The 15,096-nt window shown below is 66.7% G+C and carries 13 protein-coding genes; 10 read left to right on the forward strand and 3 right to left on the reverse strand.

Annotated features, from left to right (window positions below; genetic code table 11):
• Positions 1-380: 380 nt before the first annotated feature.
• The 9 genes from tssA (at position 381) to C167_RS0112915 (ending at position 12,264) form a co-directional block, all read left to right on the forward strand.
• Positions 381-1,400, forward strand: coding sequence for a type VI secretion system protein TssA (gene tssA, locus C167_RS0112875; RefSeq protein WP_026079002.1), 1,020 nt, complete (start codon positions 381-383; stop codon positions 1,398-1,400).
• Between the two features lie 85 nt (positions 1,401-1,485).
• Positions 1,486-2,004: a type VI secretion system contractile sheath small subunit gene (tssB, locus tag C167_RS0112880; protein WP_017518696.1), complete on the forward strand. Its 519-nt coding sequence runs from the start codon at positions 1,486-1,488 to the stop codon at positions 2,002-2,004.
• A 16-nt stretch (positions 2,005-2,020) separates the two neighbouring features.
• The gene (tssC, locus tag C167_RS0112885; RefSeq protein ID WP_017518697.1) at positions 2,021-3,514 is read left to right on the forward strand and encodes a type VI secretion system contractile sheath large subunit; all 1,494 of its coding nucleotides are present in this window, start codon (positions 2,021-2,023) and stop codon (positions 3,512-3,514) included.
• Between the two features lie 90 nt (positions 3,515-3,604).
• Positions 3,605-4,093 carry an Hcp family type VI secretion system effector gene (locus tag C167_RS0112890; protein ID WP_017518698.1) on the forward strand — a complete coding sequence of 163 codons (489 nt, stop codon included), beginning with the start codon at positions 3,605-3,607 and terminating at the stop codon, positions 4,091-4,093.
• A 92-nt stretch (positions 4,094-4,185) separates the two neighbouring features.
• On the forward strand, positions 4,186-4,704 hold the full coding sequence (tssE, locus tag C167_RS0112895) for a type VI secretion system baseplate subunit TssE (RefSeq protein WP_416774400.1): 519 nt from the start codon (positions 4,186-4,188) through the stop codon (positions 4,702-4,704).
• Positions 4,701-6,560, forward strand: a complete 1,860-nt coding sequence (tssF, locus tag C167_RS0112900; RefSeq protein WP_017518700.1) for a type VI secretion system baseplate subunit TssF — start codon at positions 4,701-4,703, stop codon at positions 6,558-6,560. Before tssE ends, tssF begins: the two co-directional genes overlap by 4 nt.
• Positions 6,524-7,552 carry a type VI secretion system baseplate subunit TssG gene (gene tssG, locus C167_RS0112905; protein ID WP_017518701.1) on the forward strand — a complete coding sequence of 343 codons (1,029 nt, stop codon included), beginning with the start codon at positions 6,524-6,526 and terminating at the stop codon, positions 7,550-7,552. The genes tssF and tssG overlap by 37 nt, the downstream gene beginning before the upstream one ends.
• Positions 7,553-7,567: 15 nt before the next feature.
• Positions 7,568-10,249 carry a type VI secretion system ATPase TssH gene (gene tssH / locus C167_RS0112910; protein ID WP_017518702.1) on the forward strand — a complete coding sequence of 894 codons (2,682 nt, stop codon included), beginning with the start codon at positions 7,568-7,570 and terminating at the stop codon, positions 10,247-10,249.
• Positions 10,250-10,314: 65 nt separating this feature from the next.
• Positions 10,315-12,264 carry a type VI secretion system Vgr family protein gene (locus tag C167_RS0112915; RefSeq protein WP_017518703.1) on the forward strand — a complete coding sequence of 650 codons (1,950 nt, stop codon included), beginning with the start codon at positions 10,315-10,317 and terminating at the stop codon, positions 12,262-12,264.
• Between the two features lie 109 nt (positions 12,265-12,373).
• Here the strand turns inward: C167_RS0112915 and C167_RS0112920 are convergent, their stop codons facing one another.
• Genes C167_RS0112920 through C167_RS0112930 form a run of 3 tightly spaced genes read right to left on the reverse strand, consistent with a single transcriptional unit; the run spans position 12,374 to position 14,643 of the window.
• Positions 12,374-12,898 carry a hypothetical protein gene (locus C167_RS0112920; RefSeq protein ID WP_017518704.1) on the reverse strand — a complete coding sequence of 175 codons (525 nt, stop codon included), beginning with the start codon at positions 12,896-12,898 and terminating at the stop codon, positions 12,374-12,376.
• Positions 12,895-14,199 carry a PAAR domain-containing protein gene (locus C167_RS0112925; RefSeq protein WP_017518705.1) on the reverse strand — a complete coding sequence of 435 codons (1,305 nt, stop codon included), beginning with the start codon at positions 14,197-14,199 and terminating at the stop codon, positions 12,895-12,897. The genes C167_RS0112920 and C167_RS0112925 overlap by 4 nt, the downstream gene beginning before the upstream one ends.
• A 9-nt stretch (positions 14,200-14,208) precedes the next feature.
• A complete protein-coding gene (locus tag C167_RS0112930; protein ID WP_017518706.1) occupies positions 14,209-14,643 on the reverse strand; it encodes a DUF1795 domain-containing protein in 435 nt (144 codons plus the stop codon).
• Between C167_RS0112930 and C167_RS34475 the strand changes: the two genes are divergently transcribed.
• On the forward strand, positions 14,643-14,891 hold the full coding sequence (locus tag C167_RS34475) for a hypothetical protein (protein ID WP_157791835.1): 249 nt from the start codon (positions 14,643-14,645) through the stop codon (positions 14,889-14,891). The genes C167_RS0112930 and C167_RS34475 overlap by 1 nt on opposite strands.
• The last annotated feature ends 205 nt before the right edge of the window (positions 14,892-15,096 follow it).

A 15,096-nucleotide genomic window follows, 5' to 3' on the forward strand; every position in this document is an offset into this window, starting at 1 on the left:
CTCCCTGCCTGCTTCGCTTCCCGTCGTCCCATCCAGGGACAACCCAACCCTCATGCGGGTTCCACACTTTTTTCCTACAAGCGCGAACCCTTGATTCTGAAGGACTGACGGCGGAAACCGCGCGATCTTATCCTTGCTTCCCGTGGCCGGCAAACACGAATCGCCGAGGAACTTCTCGACTCTTTGGTACGGGTCACAACTGCAGTAACGAGTAAATAGCTTACCTTGACAACAGCAACTACTAAACCAAAAATGGCTACTTCATCGCAAATATGTGATGGCTCAGTGATATTAACTGAGGGCAACTTCCCACAGAAATAATATGGAAACTTCTGGGGACTTTGTCGGCCAAATCCACACCGATAGGGAGATCGACTACTGTGGATGGATCGCTTTTGCTCGCCTCGATTTCGGAGAACGCGCCCTGTGGCGTTGACCTGGAATACGACAGCGAATTCCTGCAACTCGAACGCGATGCCCAGGGGCGCCCCGAGCGCAGCATGGGTGACGTGGTTCAGGCCGCCGAGCCGCCGGACTGGCGCGCCATCGAGCAGGCCAGCAGCAGCCTGCTGCAACGCAGCAAGGACCTGCGCATCACCCATTTTCTCGTGCAGAGCAGCCTGGCGCTGGAAGGTCTCGAAGGCCTCGCGGCTCGCCTGACGCTGGTCAGCGAACTGCTCTCGCGCTACTGGGCCGAACTCTATCCGCGCCTGGACGCCGACGATGACAACGACCCCACCGTGCGGGTCAACACCCTCGCCGGCCTGACCTGCGACACCAACCTCGCCTTGCTGCGCAATGCCGTGCTGCTGCGCTCGCGCGTGTTCGGCACGGTGACGCTGCGCGCCGCGCTCAATGCCGCCGGCCTGCTGCCGGCCAGCGACGAAGCCCTGAGCGCCGATGAGCTCAATGGCGCCCTGCGCGACAGCGACCCGGCAGGACTCGAAGCCACGCGCTCGGCGATCCAGAGCGCGCTGGAGGCCGCCCAGGCCATCGAACGCCAGGTCGCCGAGCAGGTCGGTTCCGATCGCGGCGTCGACCTGCAGCCCCTGCGCCAGCCGCTGAAACTGGCCCTGCAGGTGCTCGGCGACAGCACTCAGCCCACAGCTGACGGCATCGACGAGGCGGCGCCGCAGCAACCCCATGCCGACACCGCGGCTGCCGCGCCCAGCGCGCCCCCCGCCAGCGGCGAAATCCGCAACCGCGACGATGTGCGTCGCAGCCTTGACCGGCTGCTGGAGTACTACGCCCGCCACGAGCCCTCCAGCCCCCTGCCCGTGCTGCTCAATCGGGCGCGGACGCTGGTCGATGCGGACTTCGCCAGCATCGTGCGCAACCTGATTCCCGACGGCATCAGTCAGTTCGAAAACCTGCGCGGCCCCGACGCGGACCAGGCCTGACCGGCCAGGAAACGGGATCACGCGTAATCGATGACGGCCCGCGGGCCGACACGCAGCGTCGCGTCAGGCGACCAGGAGAGAAGCCATGTCCAGCAACAGCAGTTCCCAGAAGTTCATCGCACGCAATCGTGCCCCGCGGGTACAGATCGAATACGACGTCGAGCTCTATGGCGCCGAGAAGAAGGTCCAGCTGCCCTTCGTCATGGGCGTGATGGCCGACCTCACCGGCAAGCCGGCCGAGCCCCTGGCTCCGGTGGCCGAGCGCAAGTTCCTGGAGATCGACGTCGACAACTTCGACTCGCGCCTCAAGGCCATGAAGCCGCGCGTGGCGTTCAACGTTCCCAACGAGCTGACCGGCGAAGGCAACCTGAGCGTCGATATCACGTTCCAGAGCATGGACGACTTCAGCCCGGCGGCCGTGGCGCGCCAGGTGGACTCGCTCAAGCAACTGCTGGAGGCACGCACCCAGCTGGCCAACCTGCTGACCTACATGGACGGCAAGACCGGCGCCGAGGAAATCATCATGAAGGCCATCCAGGACCCTGCCCTGCTGCAGGCCCTGGCCAGCGCGCCGAAACCCCAGGACAACGAGCCCCAGGCCTGATCAGAGGAGGATCACCATGAGCGAGATGATGCGTGAAGAGCAGGCCATCCAGGCGGCCGGCGAGCAGACCAGCGAATTCGCCAGCCTGCTGATGCAGGAGTTCAAACCCAAGACCGAGCGTGCCCGCGAAGCGGTGGAAACCGCCGTGCGCACCCTGGCCGAACAGGCCCTGGCGCAGACCGACCTGATCTCCAACGATGCGATCAAGTCCATCGAGTCGATCATCGCCGCCATCGATGCCAAGCTCACCGCCCAGGTCAACCAGATCATCCACCACGCCGACTTCCAGCAGGTGGAAAGCGCCTGGCGCGGCCTGCATTACCTGGTGAACAACACCGAGAGCGACGAGCAGCTGAAGATCCGCGTGCTCAACATCGCCAAGCCCGAGTTGCACAAGACCCTGAAGAAATTCAAGGGCACCGCGTGGGACCAGAGCCCGGTGTTCAAGAAGCTGTACGAGGAAGAATACGGCCAGTTCGGCGGCGAGCCCTACGGCTGCCTGGTGGGCGACTACTACTTCGACCAGTCGCCGCCGGACGTCGAGCTGCTCGGCGAACTGTCCAAGGTCTGCGCGGCGATGCACGCGCCGTTCATCTCCGCCGCCTCGCCCACCGTGCTGGGCATGGGCTCCTGGCAGGAGCTGTCGAACCCGCGCGACCTGACCAAGATCTTCACCACCCCCGAATACGCCGGTTGGCGCTCGCTGCGCGAGTCCGAGGATTCGCGCTACATCGGCCTGACCATGCCGCGCTTCCTGGCGCGCCTGCCCTACGGCGCGAAGACCGACCCGGTGGAAGCCTTCGCCTTCGAGGAAAACACCGACGGCGCCGACAGCAGCAAGTACACTTGGGCCAACGCCGCCTACGCCATGGCGGTGAACATCAACCGCTCGTTCAAGCACTACGGCTGGTGCTCGCGCATCCGCGGCGTGGAATCGGGCGGCGAAGTGCCGAACCTGCCGGCGCACACCTTCCCCACCGACGACGGTGGCGTGGACATGAAGTGCCCGACCGAAATCGCCATTTCCGACCGCCGCGAGGCGGAGCTGGCGAAGAACGGCTTCATGCCGCTGCTGCACAAGAAGAACACCGACTTCGCCGCCTTCATCGGCGCGCAGTCCCTGCAGAAGCCGGCCGAGTACGACGACCCGGACGCCACCGCCAACGCCAACCTGGCCGCGCGCCTGCCCTACCTGTTCGCCACCTGCCGCTTCGCGCATTACCTCAAGTGCATCGTTCGCGACAAGATCGGCTCCTTCAAGGAGAAGGACGAGATGCAGCGCTGGTTGCAGGACTGGATCCTCAACTACGTCGATGGCGACCCGGCGCACTCCACCGAGACCACCAAGGCCCAGCACCCGCTGGCCGCCGCCGAAGTGGTGGTCGAGGAAGTCGAGGGCAACCCCGGCTACTACAACTCCAAGTTCTTCCTGCGTCCGCACTATCAGCTCGAAGGGCTGACAGTGTCGCTGCGGCTGGTTTCCAAACTGCCGTCGGCCAAGGGCGCCTGATCGGCGCGACGCGGGTTCTGCAAAGCGGCGCCGTCGGAACGGCGCCGTCCCTGACACCTTCCATTCGGTCACTGCACCACAGGAGAAAACATGGCTGTCGATATCTTCATCAAGATCGGCGACATCAAGGGCGAGTCGATGGACAAGACTCACAAGGACGAAATCGACGTACTGAACTGGAGCTGGGGCATGACCCAATCCGGCAACATGCACGTCGGCGGTGGCGGTGGCGCGGGCAAGGTATCCATCCAGGACCTGACCCTGACCAAGTACGTCGACAAGGCCACCCCGAACCTGATGATGCACTGCTCCAGCGGCAAGCACATCGACAAGGCCGTGCTGACCGTACGCAAGGCGGGCGGCGAGAATCAGGTCGAGTACCTGATCATCACCCTGCAGGAAGTGCTGGTCACCTCGCTGCACACCGGTGGCTCGGGCGGCGACGACCGCATCACCGAGACCGTCTCGCTGAACTTCGGCCAGGTCTCGGTGGACTACCAGCCGCAGAAAGCCGACGGCGGCAAGGACGGCGGCCCGATCAAGTACGGCTGGAACATCCGCCAGAACGTCAAGAAGTAAGCCTGCATGCCCCCGTCGCCTGAGCGCCGGGGGCTTGCCTGCGGGCACCGGGGGCCGCAAGCCCCCTCCCCGCCACTGCGTACAGGACTCCTGTGTTGGTAGCCGACCTGACTTCCCGCGAGCGCCTGCAGCCATCGCTGCTCGACCGACTCACCGATGATGCCCCCGGCACCCCGCTCGATGCGCCGGGTCGTCGCGCCTTCTCGCACAATGAGCTGCGCGCGGCGGTGCTGCGCGACCTCGCGTGGCTGCTCAACTCCACCGCCCTGCTCGACCCCGAACGCAGCCGCCAGACGCCCGCCGGCACCTCGGTGCTGAACTACGGCCTGCCGCCACTGGCCGGCAACAGCGCCTCGAGCATCGACGTACTGGCCCTGGAGGGCCTCATCCACCAGGCCATCGCCACCTTCGAGCCGCGTATCCTGCGCCACACCCTGCGCGTGCGCGCGCACAAGGCCGCCGGCGAGATGAATCACAATGCCTTGAGCTTCGAGATCGAGGGCGACCTGTGGGCACAGCCCGTGCCCCTGCCCCTGCTGCTGCGCACCGAGCTGGACCTGGAATCCGGCCACGTCTCCGTGGTGCCCGCACAACAGCGGAGGCGCCCATGAATCCGCGTCTGCTGGAGCTGTACAACCAGGAGTTGCAGCACATCCGCGAGGGCGCCGCAGAGTTCGCCCGCGACTACCCGAAGATCGCCAGCCGCCTGAGCCTGGCCGGCATGGAGTGCGCCGATCCCTACGTCGAGCGGCTGCTCGAAGGCTTCGCCTGGCTCACCGCGCGGGTGCAGCTCAAGCTCGATGCCGAGTACCCGACCTTCACCCACAACCTGCTGGAAGTCGCCTACCCGCACTACCTCGCCCCGACCCCGTCGATGTGCGTGGTGCAGATGCAGACCAACCCCGACGACGGCTCCCTCAACGATGGCTTCCGCCTGCCCCGGCAAAGCGTGCTGCGCGCCCCGCTGGGCAAGGAAGGCCAGACGCCCTGCGAATTCCGCACCGCCCATGAGGTGACCCTGTGGCCACTGCGCGTGGCCCAGGCCGAATACATCGCCAACCCGGCCGCCGAACTCGGCCGCCTGGCCGCTGCCGAACCACGCGCCAAGGCCGCGCTGCGCCTGACCCTGCGCAGCGGCGTCGAAGTCCCGTTCAACAGCCTGGCGCTGGAGCACCTGCCGCTCTACCTCAATGGCGTCGAGGAAGTGCCGGTACGCCTGTACGAGCAGCTGCTCGGCAACGCCTGCGCGGTCTACGCCTGCCAGAACGGCCGCGACTGGGTCGAGCGTCTGCCCGTCGACGCCCTGCGCCCCTGCGGTTTCGATGACGAAGACGCGGCCCTGCCGGTGGTGCCGCAGGCGTTCCAGGGCTACCGGCTGTTGCAGGAATACTTCGCCCTGCCGCAGCGCTACCTCTTCGTCGACGTCACCGGGCTGCAGCGCGCAGTGCGCCGCTGCGACGGGGAGGAGCTGCAGCTGATCGTGCTCTTCGACCGTCTCGACAAGCAGTTGCAGGGCCAGGTCGGCGCCGAGCAGTTCGTGCCCTTCTGCACGCCGGCGATCAATCTGTTTCCCCGGCGCCTGGACCGCATCCATCTGAGCGAGCGCGTCCACGAGCACCACGCCATCGCCGACCGTACCCGGCCGATGGATTTCGAGATCCACTCGCTGACCTCGGTCACCGGCCACGGCACCGGCGCGGACCAGGCCTTCCTGCCCTTCTATGCCGTGCGCGATCCGTCGCGCTATGGGCAGGAAAAGGCCTATTACATCCTGCGCCGCGAGCAGCGCGTGCTCTCCAGCGAACAGCGCCGCAGCGGCGCCCGCTCCAGCTACGTGGGCAGCGAAACCTTCATCAGCCTGGTGGACAGCCAGCAGGCACCCTATCGCCACGACCTGCGCCAGCTGGGCCTGGGCGCACTGTGCACCAACCGCGACCTGCCGCTGTTCATGAACCCCGGCAGCGCCGGCAGCGACTTCACCCTCGCCGACAGCGCCCCGGTACAAGCGGTGCGCTGCCTCACCGGCCCCAGCCGGCCGCGCCCCAGCCGCGCCCATGACCGCGAGGCCTGGCGGCTGATCAGCCAGCTGTCGCTGAACTACCTGTCACTGGCCGAGAACGGCCAGGGCGCCGCCGCCCTGCGCGAACTGCTGCGGCTCTACGCCGACAACCAGGACCCGGCCCTGCCGCTGCAGATCGAAGGCCTGCGCGAGGTCAGCAGCCGCCCCATTACCCGACGCCTGCCGATGCCCGGCCCGATCGTGTTCGGCCGTGGGCTGGAGATCACCCTGGAGTTCGACGAGAACGCCTTCCGCGGCACCGGCGTGTTTCTTCTGGGGGCGGTGTTCGAGCGTTTCCTGGCGCGCTACGTGTCCCTGAACAGCTTTACCGAAACCGTGCTTCGCAGCACCGAACGTGGCGAGATCATGCGATGGAAAGCCCGACCCGGACGTCGACCGAACCTCTGAGCGCCCTGCAGGCGATGCAGGCCGAGCCCTGGGAGTTCGACTTCTTCCAGGCCCTGCGGCGCATCCAGTGCGAGCACCCCGGGCTGCCCCGCCTGGGCCATTCGCGGCGCCTGGCGGACGACCCGTTGCGCCTGGGCCAGCAGCCAGAAGGCAGCTTCGCCCCATCGACCCTGGCAGCCGTGCGCCCGCCCGAGGGCAGCGCGCCGTGGCGCCTGGAGCAGTTCTTCTTCGGCCTGGGCGGGCCCAACGGACCGCTGCCGCTGCACATCACCGAGTACGTGCGCGACCGCCAGCGCAACCATGGCGACAGCACCAGCAAGCAGTTCTTCGACGTCTTCCACCATCGCCTGCTGAGCCTGTTCTACCGCGCCTGGGCCGAGGCGCGCCCAACCGTGAGCCACGACCGTCCGGAGGACGATTACTGGTCCGAGCGCCTGGCCGCCTTCAGTGGACGCGGCCAGCCCGCCCTGCGCGGCAAGGGGCTGATAGACGGCGACGCAGTGCTGCATTTCACCGGTCACCTGTCCGCCCAGACACGCTACCCGGATGGGCTCAAGGCCATCCTGCAGGACTACTTCGGTGTGCCGGTGCGCATCGAGGAGTACGCCGGACAATGGCTGCAGCTACCCGAGCGCACGCGCCTGGGCGTGGCCTGCACCCGCCTGGGCGAGGACTTCTGCCTGGGCGGCCAGGTGTGGGATCGCCAGCATTGCTTCGGCATCTGCCTGGGCCCGCTGAGCCTGGCGCAGTACCAGGCGCTGCTGCCCGACGGCCGCGCCTTCGCCGAGCTGGCGGCCTGGGTGGGCGAATACCTGGGCGAAGAACTGGACTGGCAACTGACACTGCAGCTGCGCCGCGAGGAAGCCCCCGCGCTGCGCCTGGATCATGGGCTGCGCCTGGGCTACACGACCTGGCTGGGCCGCCCCGAACACGACCCGAAGGACCTGGTGCTGTCCCGGCACCACGCCGCGCCGAGCGCGCCGGCACACTAGACAAGGAGCAACACCATGGGTGAAATCAGTCGCGCCGCGCTGTTCGGCAAGCTCAACCCCACCGCCTACAAGGCCATCGAGGCCGCCACCGTGTTCTGCAAGCTACGCGGCAATCCCTACGTGGAACTGGTGCACTGGCTGCACCAGCTGCTGCAGTTGCCCGATTCGGACCTGCATCGCGTGGTGCGCCAGTTCAGCCTCGAGCCGGCGCGCCTGGCGCGTGACGTGACCGAAGCACTCGACCGCCTGCCGCGCGGTTCGACCTCCATCACCGACCTGTCCGCCCACGTCGAAGAAGCCGTGGAGCGCGGGTGGGTCTATGGCAGCCTGATGTTCGGCCAGAGCCAGGTGCGCAGCGGCTTCCTGGTCATCGGCCTGCTCAAGACGCCGAGCCTGCGGCACGCGCTGCTGGCGGTGTCGCGCGAGTTCGAGAAGGTCAAGGTAGACACGCTCACCGAGCGCTTCGACGAGTACATGGGCGACTCGCCGGAAAACGGCCAGGCCGCCAGCGATGGCTTCAATGCCGGCGCCACACCGGGCGAATCCAGCGGCGCCCTGGCGCCCAGCGCGCTGGGCAAGCTGGAGGCGCTCAAGCGCTTCACCGTCGACCTCACCGAGCAGGCGCGCAACGGCGAGATCGACCCCATCGTCGGCCGCGACGAAGAGATCCGCCAACTGGTGGACATCCTCATGCGCCGCCGGCAGAACAACCCGATCCTCACCGGCGAGGCGGGGGTGGGCAAGACCGCGGTGGTCGAAGGCTTCGCCCTGCGCATCGTCGCCGGCGACGTCCCGCCGGCGCTCAAGGACGTCGAGCTGCGCGCCCTGGACGTCGGCCTGCTGCAGGCCGGCGCGAGCATGAAGGGCGAGTTCGAACAGCGCCTGCGCCAGGTCATCGAGGATGTCCAGGCCTCGCCCAAGCCCATCATCCTGTTCATCGACGAAGCCCACACCCTGGTCGGCGCCGGTGGCGCGGCGGGCACCGGCGACGCGGCCAACCTGCTCAAGCCGGCGCTGGCACGCGGCGCGCTGCGCACCGTGGCAGCCACCACCTGGGCCGAGTACAAGAAGCACATCGAGAAGGACCCGGCGTTGACCCGGCGTTTCCAGGTGGTGCAGGTGCCCGAGCCGTCGGAGGACAAGGCGCTGCTGATGATGCGCGGCGTCGCCTCGACCATGGAGCGCCACCACCAGGTGCAGATCCTCGACGAAGCGCTGGAGGCCGCGGTGAAGCTGTCGCACCGCTACATCCCCGCGCGGCAGCTGCCGGACAAGTCCGTGAGCCTGCTGGACACCGCCTGCGCCCGCGTCGCCATCAGCCTGCACGCGGTGCCGGCGGAGGTGGACGACAGCCGTCGGCGCATCCAGGCGCTGGAAACCGAGCTGGCGATCATCGCCCGCGAGCACGCCATCGGCATCGAGGTCGCTGGCCGCCGCGCCAACAGCGAGAGCCTGCTGGCCGCCGAGCGCGAGCGCCTGGCCAGCCTGGAGGCGCGCTGGAGCGAAGAGAAGGCATTGGTCGACGAACTGCTCGCCACCCGCGCCCAGCTGCGCGAACAGGCCGGCACGGTCGACAGCGACAGCGCCTGCGACGACAACCCTGCGCTGCGCGCCGAACTGCTCGATCTGCAGCAGCGCCTGGCAGACCTGCAAGGCGAAGCGCCGCTGATCCTGCCGACCGTGGACTACCAGGCGGTGGCCTCGGTAGTCGCCGACTGGACCGGTATCCCCGTGGGGCGCATGGCGCGCAACGAGATCGAGACCGTGCTCAACCTCGACAGCCACCTGGCCAAGCGGATCATCGGCCAGGACCACGCCCTGCGGATGATCGCCAAGCGCATCCAGACCTCCCGCGCCGGGCTGGACAACCCCAGCAAGCCGATCGGCGTGTTCATGCTCGCCGGCACCTCCGGCGTCGGCAAGACCGAAACCGCCCTCGCCCTGGCCGAGGCGCTGTACGGCGGCGAGCAGAACCTCATCACCATCAACATGAGCGAATTCCAGGAGGCGCACACCGTTTCCACCCTCAAGGGCGCCCCGCCCGGCTATGTCGGCTACGGCGAAGGCGGCGTGCTGACCGAGGCGGTGCGTCGCCGGCCCTACAGCGTGGTGCTGCTCGACGAAGTGGAAAAAGCCCACCCGGACGTGCACGAGATCTTCTTCCAGGTCTTCGACAAGGGCGTGATGGAGGATGGCGAGGGCCGCCTCATCGATTTCAAGAACACCCTCATCCTGCTCACCACCAATGCCGGCACCGAGCTGATCGCCCGCCAGTGCGCCAACCCGGCCGCACTGCCCGCGCCGGACGACATCGCCCAGGACCTGCGCCAGCCGCTGCTGGAAATCTTCCCGCCGGCGCTGCTCGGCCGCCTGGTGACCATCCCCTACTACCCGCTGAGCGACGCCATGCTCAAGGCCATCACCCGCCTGCAACTGGAACGTATCAAGAAGCGCGTGGAGGCAACCCACAAGGTCGCCTTCGACTACGACGACGCGGTCATCGACCTGGTGGTCTCGCGTTGCACGCAGACCGAGAGCGGTGGCCGCATGATCGACGCCATCCTCACCAACAGCCTGCTGCCGGACATGAGCCGCGAGTTCCTCACCCGCCTGCTCGAAGGCAAGGCGCTGGCCTCGGTGCGCATCGGCGTGGAGAACAGCGAGCTGGCCTACCACTTCGCCGACGCCGCGGCCTGAGCCCGCGTTGAAGCCGGGGCACGCGCCCCGGCGATTTCCAACAAGGCAGAGGACCGGATATTTCCATGCAGTTCACCCCGTTCACGCAACATTCCCGCTTCGCCCAGGTCTCCAGCCCGCTGGGCCCGGACGCGCTATTGCTGCGCGACTTCTCCGGCAACGACGAACTGGGTCGGCTCTTCGAATACGACCTGCAACTGGTCTCCAGCGATGCGAATCTGGACTTCAACCAGCTGCTGGGCAAGCCGCTGTGCGTATCGATCCAACTGCCCGACGGCGGCCAGCGCCATTTCCACGGTCTGGTGGCACGCTGCGGTCAGGGTATCGACGTCGGCCAGTTCGCCGCCTACCAGGTGACGCTGCGGCCCTGGCTGTGGCTGCTCAGCCGCACCTCCGACTGCCGCATCTTCCAGCACCAGAGCGTGCCGCAGATCATCAAGCAGGTCTTCCGCGACCTGGGCTTCTCCGACTTCGAGGATGCGCTGAGCCGCAGCTACCGCGAATGGGAGTACTGCGTGCAGTACCGCGAGACCAGCCTGGACTTCGTCAGCCGGCTGATGGAGAAGGAAGGCATCTACTACTACTTCCGCCACGAAAAGGACCGCCACGTGCTGGTGCTGGCCGATGCCTATGGCGCGCACCGCACTCCGGCCGGCTACGCGCAGGTTCCCTACTACCCGCCGGACGGCCAGCACCGCGAGCGTGACCACCTGAACGACTGGCGCCTGGCGCAGCAGGTGCAGCCCGGTTCCCTGGAGCTCAATGACTACGACTTCCAGCGCCCCGCCGCGCGCATGGACGTGCGCTCGGCGCACCCCCGCCCGCACAGCGCGGGCGACTATGCACTGTACGACTACCCCGGCGCCTACGTGCAGAGCGAACATGGCGAGCAGTACGCCCGCAACCGCATCGACGCGCTCCAGAGCCTCCACGAGCGCATCGAGTTCAGCGGCAACGCCCGTGGCCTGGCCAGTGGTGATCTGTTCAGCCTGACTGGCTTTTCACGTGCCGACCAGAACCGCGAATACCTGGTCGTCGGCGCCAGCTACCGCGTGACCCAGGAGTCGCTGGAGACCGGTGGTGGCGGTGGCGGCCAGTACCAGTGCAACCTGACCTGCATCGATGCGCAACAGACCTTCCGCCCCCTGGAGCTGACCCGCAAGCCCAGCGTGCGCGGCCCGCAGACCGCCCGCGTGGTCGGCCCCGGCGGCGAGGAAATCTGGACCGACCAGTTCGGCCGGGTGAAGGTGCACTTCCACTGGGATCGCCACGACCAGTCCAACGAAAACAGCTCGTGCTGGATCCGCGTGTCCCAGGCCTGGGCCGGCAAGAACTGGGGCAGCGTGCAGATCCCGCGGATCGGCCAGGAGGTGATCGTCAGCTTCCTCGAAGGCGACCCGGACCAGCCGATCATCACCGGCCGCGTCTACAACGCCGACCAGGCGGTGCCCTACGACCTCCCCGCGAATGCCACCCAGAGCGGCATCAAGAGCCGCTCCAGCAAGGGCGGCTCGCCGGCCAACTTCAACGAAATCCGCATGGAGGACAAGAAAGGCGCGGAGCAGCTGTACATCCACGCCGAGCGCAACCAGGACATCGTCGTCGAAGTCGACGAGAGCCACAGCGTCGGCCACAACCGTACCAAGAACATCGGCAATGACGAGAACGTGCGCATCGGCCAGCACCGTTCGCGGGCGGTCAAGCAGAACGACAGCCTGCTGGTGGGCGGCATGAAGAGCGACAAGGTGAGCACCCGGTACGTGATCGAGGCCGGCGCGCAGATCCGCCTGGTCTGTGGCCTCAGCGTTCTGGAATTCAACGCCGACGGGCGCATCAACATCTCCGGCAGCGCCTTCAACCTCTACGCCAGCGGCAACGGCAACATCGACACCGGCGGCCGGCTGGACCTCAACTCGGGCGGCGCCAGCGCGGTGGATGCCCAGGGCCAGGGCAGCAAGGGCAGTATCGACGCCGAGGTACAGGCGGCCTTCCCACCGCCGCCCAAAGCCTCCTGAGCCATCGCGCGCCCTGCCCGGGGCGCGCGCCAGGCATCGACGGATCGGGGGGATGCTCACGGCTCCAGCACGGGTCGTTGAATTGCATCCGTCGCTGCCCTGTGGCCGCTCAGGGGTTGTCCGGCACGAAGTCCGGGCCACCGAGCCGGTCACGCAGGTGAATCGAAGTGCGCAGCAGCGGACCCCACAGGCCGTTGTCACTGTTCCAGCTGGCACCGGCCCAGCGCGTGTCGGCCAGCAGGTCGGCCTTGCGCTCCTGGGTCAGCTGCTTGAGCTGCGCGGCCACCCCGCCGAGGTCGACTTCGAACAGCCCGGCATAGCGACCCGTGGGTTCTGCGTGCTTCTTCGAAAGGCAATAGCGGTAGTACCAGACCCAGCGGTGGGCGAGGTAGATCGCGCGGTTGCGGTCGGGATAGCTGGCCAGCAGCTTCATCAGCGCAGCGACGAAGCGCGGCGCGAAGCTGGGGTCCTGCTGCCACTGCGGCACCACCAGTTCGTCGAACGCCTGGGCGACGTTCTGCGGCTCGGGGTTGTCGGTCTGCGCCTCGACGAAATAAAACGGCTCGCCGGCCAGGAATCGGTCCAGTTCGTCGTTGGCCAGCGCCAGGGACAGGACGTCGTCGGGTGTCGTCATGGAATTCTCGTCACATCTTGGGTGGAGGACAGTATGCTCAGGTCATTGCCGTGGGCAATCGGCACGTTGTCCAGCACGGCCTCGCGGTTGCCGCCGGGATAGGTCACGCCGCCGGGCCGCCACAGCGAGTTGGCGCCGCCCTCGTTGCCGCTGGGCATGACCACCTTGGGGTTGTCGATGTTGACCCGGTAGATGTCCTTGCCGACCAGATCGCCCTTCTTGTAGCCCAGCGCGTCCTCCAGCACCGCCACGTCGCCGCTCTCGCGGTACTTGGCAACCACCGCATCCATGTCGGAACGGGCCATGACGAACTTCTTCGGGTTGAAGGTGGTGTACATCGGGTCGGCGATATCGCCGGGGGTGAAGAGGAAGGAACCGCCTTCCTTCTCGAATACCTCCAGGTGCTGCTTGACGTAGGAGTCCTTCAGGTAATCGGTGGGGGGCGGCCGCTTGCCGTGGGGCAACGCCAGGATGTCGTTCTCGGTGACGCCGGGTTTGAAGGCATTCTGGCGCAGCTCCCAGGCCGTTGGTTCGCGGCCCAGGCGCGCCATCTTCGGGCTGAGGCCCAGCAGCGCCATGCCGGCCACGCCCTGCAGCAGGTCGCGGTAGCCGGGGCCGAGGCGATCACCGAGCTGGCCGAGCAGCTCCATGCCCCCCATGATCAGCCCGCCGACCACCACGAAGGTGCCCAGCGCCGCCAACCCAGCCATGGCGGCCAGCACCAGTCCGCCCAGCGCGGCGACGATGCCCAGCGCCTCGAGCCCCGTATGCAGCCACTCCTCCAGGTCGAGGACGAAGGCCACGCGCTCCGTGGGGCCGCCGATGAAGGTGTTCTTGCTGCCGGTCTTGATGTGCGCGCCGCAGACCATCTTGCTTTGCAGTCGCGCGGCGGGCTTGCCGTTGATGTACACCGTGGCACTGCCTTCGGCGATCAGCACCGGGAACGGCCACATCGGGTGGTTCAGCGGCAGGCCGGTGCAGTTGGAGGACACATCGTCCCCCGCGCGCATCGCGTTGCGGCTGTTCACGTAGACATTCAGGCTGCCTCGTATGAGCACCCCGGTCGTGGGCTCGGGCAACTCGAAGATGGTGGTCAGGCCCTTGACGATCTGGAACATCGACAGGCCGCCCGCGGCGACCGAACCGGCGATGATCACCGCCGCCAGGCCTCCGGTGGCGGCCGTAGCGGCAACCACTGCGGCGCCGATCAGGGCGCCAGCCACCGCGCCCGCGACCATTGCGGCGACACCGAAGCCATGGGCGATCTCATCGCCCAGGCGAGCTGCAGCTTGCGCATCCATGCGTCGTACTCAAACGGTGGTTGGCTGGGGTACCAGGCTCTGCATCGCCTGCTTCCAGGCCGCTTCGTGGTGCGGCAGGTCGTAGGGCGTGGTGGTAAGGGTGGTGATCAGCACTGCCGGCCGGCGCTCGATGAACACCTGGCGCAGCATCAGATCACGGCCTTCGCGCTGCCACTGGTAATCCAGCATCACCGCGGCGTGACCATGGATGTTGAAATCCCAGCGCTTGTGCAGCTTGAACCCCGGCAACTGCTTTTCGGCATTGGCCAGTTGGCCGCTGACGTACTCGGCGAACGAGGCGTCGCCCTGGCTGGCGTCCCGGCTGATGACGAAGCTGGCTTCGCGGGCCGGACCATTGGCGGGCAGTTTGAAGATGTTGATGCTCTGGTCCTGCCAGGCATCGGGAATGTCCAAGTCCGCTTCGTTGAGGCGATAGAGCGACAATGTTTGACCCCTTCCGTAGGATTCTGCTCTTTGAGCTGAACGAAAAATCTTCCTGCAACGCATCCGAACAATCAAGGATTGCATTGTGCCAGCGTCGCCATCCATTTGCGCTACCGACCCTTATCGAACGGGCTGATTGCCACTCCGCACCAGCTTTGAGCCTCACCCGGCTGGCGACATCGCTGACCTCACGTCCTCGACCGCTCCAAAAAATCGATATTGCCGCAGCCATCAAGATCAAGCGCTGATGCAATCTGAACGGCAGCATTGATCGGCGTCGGCTCCTCCAGCATGCAACCTCGCCCCCGCTCCTTTAGAGGTTCGCACCCTTCCTGCCAAGCCATTGTGGCCGATTGCCCTGTGGCACGCCTGCGGACGATAGGAAACCTTCGCAGATTTCGATAGACAGTAAAAAGGCCGCCTCGTGGGCGGCCTTGCTTCGTGGATGGCGGG

The organism is Pseudomonas nitroreducens TX1 (assembly GCF_000313755.1).
Taxonomy (GTDB): domain Bacteria; phylum Pseudomonadota; class Gammaproteobacteria; order Pseudomonadales; family Pseudomonadaceae; genus Pseudomonas; species Pseudomonas nitroreducens_A.